The sequence below is a fragment of the Flavobacterium sp. genome (assembly GCF_036741995.1).
Lineage (GTDB): Bacteria > Bacteroidota > Bacteroidia > Flavobacteriales > Flavobacteriaceae > Flavobacterium.
Map to the genome: position 1 here is coordinate 40,682 of NZ_DAINRG010000017.1, position 6,583 is coordinate 47,264.

At 38.9% G+C, this 6,583-nt stretch carries 6 protein-coding genes; 2 read left to right on the forward strand and 4 right to left on the reverse strand.

Annotated features, from left to right (window positions below; genetic code table 11):
- Nucleotides 1–6 precede the first annotated feature (6 nt).
- Nucleotides 7–672 carry a tRNA (adenosine(37)-N6)-threonylcarbamoyltransferase complex dimerization subunit type 1 TsaB gene (gene tsaB, locus V7D82_RS07300; RefSeq protein WP_333600323.1) on the forward strand — a complete coding sequence of 222 codons (666 nt, stop codon included), beginning with the start codon at nt 7–9 and terminating at the stop codon, nt 670–672.
- Here tsaB and V7D82_RS07305 read toward each other — a convergent pair whose 3' ends face one another.
- From V7D82_RS07305 to V7D82_RS07320, 4 genes are all read right to left on the reverse strand, one after another.
- The gene (locus tag V7D82_RS07305) at nt 673–1,506 is read right to left on the reverse strand and encodes a mechanosensitive ion channel family protein (protein ID WP_333600324.1); all 834 of its coding nucleotides are present in this window, start codon (nt 1,504–1,506) and stop codon (nt 673–675) included. It abuts the gene before it with no gap.
- Nucleotides 1,507–1,569: 63 nt separating this feature from the next.
- Nucleotides 1,570–1,929, reverse strand: a complete 360-nt coding sequence (locus V7D82_RS07310; RefSeq protein WP_333600325.1) for a hypothetical protein — start codon at nt 1,927–1,929, stop codon at nt 1,570–1,572.
- Between the two features lie 46 nt (nt 1,930–1,975).
- Nucleotides 1,976–3,997 (reverse strand): thioredoxin domain-containing protein, encoded by a 2,022-nt coding sequence (locus V7D82_RS07315; RefSeq protein WP_333600326.1) that lies wholly within the window; start codon nt 3,995–3,997, stop codon nt 1,976–1,978.
- A gap of 64 nt (nt 3,998–4,061) precedes the next feature.
- The gene (locus V7D82_RS07320; protein ID WP_333600327.1) at nt 4,062–4,958 is read right to left on the reverse strand and encodes a NifU family protein; all 897 of its coding nucleotides are present in this window, start codon (nt 4,956–4,958) and stop codon (nt 4,062–4,064) included.
- Between the two features lie 130 nt (nt 4,959–5,088).
- On the opposite strand from V7D82_RS07320, the gene V7D82_RS07325 reads away from it, so the two are divergent.
- Nucleotides 5,089–6,583 (forward strand): choice-of-anchor L domain-containing protein (locus V7D82_RS07325; protein ID WP_333600328.1); only part of this gene is annotated, 1,495 nt, incomplete at its 3' end.

A 6,583-nucleotide genomic window follows, 5' to 3' on the forward strand; every position in this document is an offset into this window, starting at 1 on the left:
CAAACCTTGACCTACATCCTCAACATAGAAACGGCCACTAAGAATTGCTCGGTGGCTTTGTCCAAAGACGGTGAAACTCTTTTGTGTAAAGAAATTGCCGAGCAGGGTTATTCCCATGCCGAGAAATTACATGTTTTTATAGAAGACATTTTAAAAGAAACCGGTATCAATTTTCAGCAAATTAAAGCTGTTGCCATTAGCAAAGGGCCGGGTTCCTATACCGGTTTGCGCATTGGTGTTTCTACGGCTAAAGGCTTGTGCTATGCGTTGGGAGTTCCGTTGATTTCGGTGGATACTTTGCAGGTTTTAGCCAAACAGGTTTCCGTTGCCAACGGTTTGATTGTGCCGATGATTGATGCCCGAAGAATGGAAGTTTACAGCGCTGTTTTTGACAGCAATCACACCAAAATCATGGAAGTGCAGGCGGAAGTGTTAACCGAAAATAGTTATGCTGATATTGCAGAAAACATCTATTTCATTGGCGATTGTCAGGAAAAATGCCAAACGGTTTTAACCAAAGATACTTTTACTTTTCTTCCCGAAATTGTATACCCGTCAGCTAAAGAAATGAGTGCTTTGAGCTTCGAAAAATTCACCAAAAAGGATTTTGAAGATGTGGCTTATTTTGAGCCGTTTTACTTAAAAGATTTTATGTTGCCCAAAAAAGGCTAGTTACTCTTTCGAAGCCTCTCTTACATAAGGCTGAATCACTATACCGGCAGTGTCAAAAGCTTCTTTACAATTTTCCAGAATATCGGAACACATATCACCAAAATCGGCATTTTTCGACCAGGGTTTTATGGATAAATGAATGGCAGAATCGCTCAAGTCTCTCACCGAAACAGTAGGAGCGGGAGTTTTCAAAACTTTAGGATGTGCCTGCATTACCTGTAGCACGATGTCTTTGGCCGCTTTGATATTGGTTTCATACGAAAGCGAAAACAACAAGTCAGCTCTTCTCATTCCGGCCATTGAAAAGTTGGTGATGGTTCCGTTTGACAAATTGCCATTCGGCACAAAAATAGTTTGGTTGTTTCCGGTAATTAATTTGGTAACAAAAATCTGAATTTCACTCACCACACCGGTTACTCCTTGAGCTTCAATAGTATCGCCAACGCGAAAAGGTTTGAATAAAATAATCAGCATTCCACCCGCAAAATTGGATAATGAACCTTGTAAGGATAAACCAACTGCCAAACCAGCAGCGCCCAGTATAGCCACAAATGAAGAGGTTTCAATGCCTAATTTGGAAATGAAAGTCACAAACAATAAGACGCGTAACGCCCAAAGCAAACTGTCGGCCAGGAATCTGGATAAAGTTGGATCCAGTTCTCTTTTAATCATAATCTTTCTGGCCAAACGATTGATGAATCGAATGGTATACAATCCCACAAAAAGGATAATAAATGCCGAAATCAGTTTCGGGGAATAATCAATCAAGGCGTTGATGAATTGGTCAACATATTCTCCAAAAGAATGAATGTAGTGCAGTTCTTTTTTTTCCATAAAGCGCTAAAAAAATCCCGACGAATCGGGATATTAGGTATGCAAAAATACTAATTTTAGTAATTAATCGGCGTTCTCTTCTACGCGATTTGTGACATTTTTAACAGCCTCTTCCGCATGTTCAGAAGCGTCATCGGCAAATGAACTCACTTTTTCTTTTACGGTTTCTTCCGCATTATCCGTAAACTCACTTACTTTTTCTTTAGCCGAATCTACAATATTGTCAATCGTTTCGCTGGCTTGCGGAACATACTCGCTTACTTTTTCTTTGGCCGTTTCTACAAATTCGTCTACTTTGTCCATCATTGGCTCCGCCATTTCTTTTACTTTTTCAATGGCTTCTTCAGCAAAATTTCCGGCAGTATCAGCAGCTTTTCCTTTGGCACCGCCAAATAAGTTTTTAAAAAAATCTCCAAATCCCATGACTTTAATTTTTGTTGGTTAATAATAACAATATTACGATTTTTTTCTAAGATTTTAGTGTAATTTCTTTGATAATTTCTTCAAAATCAGCAGTCGGAAGGTCACAGGTTTTGTTTTGACACAAGTAAAATAAAGTTTCGGTTTCCGAAAAGCGATTTTCCAAAAATGGAAGTGTCGAATCCTTGCTAGTTCCGGCAATAACCATATTTGGTAAATATTTTTGATTGACTTGCTCCAAATACTGAAACGCTTTGTTACCGCAAATGGCCAGCTCTTTATTTTGCTCCGAAAAATTCAAAAACACATTGAGCCAATTTGAAAATGCCGAAGGATAATCAATAGTCGGAACAATATTTTGGGTCATTTGCCGGGCAATAGTTTCGTAATAACGGTTGTTGAAGTAGATGCTTAACTGAAATAAATTATTTGCCATCACTGAATTCGCGGCCGGAATCACATTGTCTTCCACTTCAAAATGAGCGGTGATTAGTTCTGTGTCTTTTTTGGAAGTGAACGAAAAAAACTGAGCTTTGTCATCGTAAAAGAAATCAAAACAATAGTCGGTCAACTGCTTGGCATTTTGCAGCCAACTTTCGTCTAAAGTCGCTTCATACAAACTAATGAAAGCCTGAATCACATGAGCATAATCTTCGAGATAGCCGTTGATGGTGGCTTTGCCGTTTTTGTAAGTTCGGAACAAATTACCTTCGGGACTCCAAAGATTTTTGACTAGGAATTGCGCGTTTTGCAAGGCAATGTCAAGATATTTTTTTTCATTCAACGCTTTGTAAGCTTCCGCAAAACCTTTTAGCATAAGGGCATTCCAGGAAGTTAAGCATTTGTCGTCCAGTCTTGGTTTGCTGCGTTTTTCTCTTTCATGGTAGAGTTTTTGTTCCCAGGATTTTTTCTTTTGTTCCAATGTTTCTAAAGCAATTTTTTGCTCTTTGGCAATTTCTTCTAAAGATTCATTTTGAATTAATACATAATTTTCATGTTCCCAATGCCCAAACGGATTGATGTTGAAAACTACTGAAAACAACTCAAAATCTTCCTGCAGTATCGTTTGCAATTCTTTTTTTGTCCAAACGTAAAAAGCGCCTTCCTCGAGGTGATTTTCAACATTCAGGCTATCTGCATCGAGTGCCGAATAAAAACTACCTTCGTGGGTCAGCCATTCTTTTTCGACGAAAGTCAAAGTCTTTTCGATGACTTCTTTATAGAGTTTATTCTGGGTCAATTTATAAGCATTGGCGTAAAGCGAAACCAATTGACCATTGTCATACAACATTTTTTCAAAGTGAGGCACATGCCATTTCATATCCACAGAATAACGCGAAAAACCGCCGTCAACCGTGTCAAACAAACCACCGTAAGCCATTTTGGTCAGAGTCAGATTTACAAAATCCAGTATTGTGTGGTTGTTTTTTTGATAGCCATAACGCAACAGAAATTCGTAATTGGTGGGCATCATAAACTTGGGTGCGCGCGCCATACCACCAAATTCCCAATCGAAACTTTTTTGCCATTTCTCCAGCAGTTTTTCTAAAATTTCAAAGTTGAAATCGGTAGTGTCATGAGTTTGGATAATGCTCAACGATTGCAAACCATCGTGCAGTTTTTGGGCATAGTCAAAAATGGTTTCTGGGTTTTGAGTGTAAATTTCCTGAAGTTTTTCTAGAGCATTAATCCAGTCATTTTTTCTGAAATAAGTGCCGCCCCAAATCGGTCTTCCGTCGGGAAGCGCCACTACATTCATCGGCCAACCGCCTTGACCGGTCATAATTTGCACCGCTTTCATATATACCGCATCAATATCCGGGCGTTCTTCGCGATCGATTTTGATGTTGATGAAATGGGCGTTCATTACTTCGGCGACTTCGTTGTTTTCAAAACTTTCGTGCTCCATCACGTGGCACCAATGACAGGCAGAGTAGCCAATGCTGATAATGATGAGTTTGTTTTGCTCTTTGGCTTGAGCCAAAGAATGAGGGTTCCAGGCTTTCCAATGCACCGGATTGTTCGCGTGTTGCAATAAATAGGGACTGGTTTCGAGTTGCAGTTCGTTCATGATTTGAATAAAAAAAGCGTCCGGTTTTGGACGCTTAAAGTTACTTTTTATTTTTGAATATGGATTATCCGTTTAGGGCTTCCACAATAATATCTTTATCATTAAGCATGTCTTTCAGCATGTTTTCAATACCGCTTTTCAAAGTAAAAGTTGACGAAGGGCAGCCACTACAAGCTCCTTGCAGTACTACTTTTACGCGTTTTTCACTTTCGTCGTAGGAATCAAACAGAATATTTCCGCCATCAGCCGCTACGGCCGGTTTTACGTATTCTTCCAAAATATTGATGATTTGTTGCGAAGTCACATCAAGATGATCAAAGTTTTTGATTTGTTGTTTTTCGTGTTTTTCGTCAGCTATAATCAGGCTTTCGTCAATAACGGTTCCACCATTTTCGATAAATTGTTTGATGAATGTGCGTAATTCTATGGTGATTTCATCCCAGGAAGTGCTTTCGTATTTGGTTACCGAAACATAATTTTCGCTAATGAAAATCTCTTTGACAAAATGAAATTTGAATAATTCCTGTGCCAAAGGCGAAGGTTTTGCTTCGTCTATGTTTTTGAATTCTACAGCGGTTTTGGTCAAGGCTTTATTGACTACAAATTTCAGCGAAGCCGGGTTGGGCGTGGTTTCGCCATAAACCGTTATCGGTTGCTTTTTGGTTGGATTTTCATTGGCCAACACAATCACGCCACCGTTGTTGACATAACTTTCTATTTGTTCGGCAACTGCTTCTTGTACGTCAGACCATTCGACTATGCTGAATCTTTCAATAGCAATGAAATTTCCCGAAATGTATACGGTTTTTACAAACGGAAGATAAAAAAGTTGCTGCGCCAGAGGGGAGTTTTTGGCTTCGTCAATGTTCTTATATTCAAAGCTTTCGTTTTGAGTTATGAAATCGGGGAATTCAAATTTCAGGATAGTTGGGTTTTGAGTTTCTTTTATAGTGATTTTCATAGTAGTAGTGTATTTTTTTGCAAATTTAACAAAGTTATTTTCTATGAATACTTATATTTGGGCATTTAAACAATTAATTAACATATTGGGTGGCTTAAGATTCTTAAAATACTCAAGAAACTCCATATTGATGAAACGAATTTTACTTGCTTTTTTTCTCGTTTTAACAGGGTTAAAATCCTTCTCGCAAGCCATTGCGGTTAACAATACTACTTACACTGTCCCGCAACTTGTTCAGGATGTTTTATTTGCGCCAAGCAGTGGAGGAAGTTCTTCATGTGTGGGAACGGTTAGTAATATATCTTGGAGTACAGGAACTGATTTTGGTTCTTCCAACGGGATAGGTTTTTTTACCAATACTAATCCTAATTTTCCTTTAACTTCAGGGGTTATTTTGAGTACTGGGAACGCTTTGAATGCTCACGGGCCAAATGGTTCTACTTTGAGTGACGGATCGTTTTCCTGGCCAGGAGATGCAGATTTGTTAAATTATATGGATGGTTTGGGAATCATTGATGCTGCGGGTGGTGACGAATATTATAATGCTACGGTTTTAGAATTTGACTTTACTCCGTTAACCAATCAAATGAGTTTTGATTTCTTGTTTGCTTCGGATGAGTATGGTACTTTTCAATGTACATATTCTGATGCTTTTGCTTTTTTTCTGACCAATGTTACGGCGGGAACACCAGCACAAAATTTGGCTTTGATTCCTTCTACCACGACACCTATTTCGGTTACCACAATCCATGATAACACCAATGCTTCCTGTAGTGCTGCTAATAGTGGTTATTTCGGATCCAACAATCAAGGTACAAATGCGGCAGGATCTGCAACAAATTTTAATGGTCAAACCACTTTAATGACAGCTACATCGGCTGTTATTCCTAATAATGTTTATCATATTAAGCTTGTTATTTCAGATTTAAATGATGGCTCTTATGACTCTGCTGTATTTTTAGGAGGGGGAAGTTTTGATATTGGTTCTGCAGATATTTCAGGGACAGGTCCTTATGCAGGATTAAATGATTTTTCAGGAGCCAATGCTGTTTGTGGTTCAAAAGTTATTACAGCACAAGCCGGTTCAGTTCCGATTGCCGGTGCAACATATGCTTGGACTCAAGACGGAAACCCTATTCCTGGTGCAAATGGTTATACTTATGACATTGTACAAGCGGGTAATTATTGTGTGACGATTACATATCCCGGCGGTTGTCAACAGACAGACTGTATGGTGGTTGATCATATTGCCTCACTTCCAGTTGGCACTCCAAGTGATTTGACGGAATGTTATCCAACTTTTGATTTAACAGACAATTCTGCGGCTATCTTAAATGGTTTAAGTAACAGTCTTACTTTTCATCACTCATTACTTGAAGCGCAAAACATAGCCAATCAAATTGGCACACCAACATCTTATACCGGGACAGAAGGAGAAATTATTTATGCTGCAGTTGAAGATGATGCCACAGGTTGTATTACAACAACACAATTTGCTTTGCATATCAATTCGTCGTTATGCGTTGCCACTCCGGTTACACCTCCTAATTTAGTAGTTTGTGATGATCCTTCGAATGATGGATCGGCGAGTTTTGATTTCACCCCACAAACGGCTATTGCTTTGG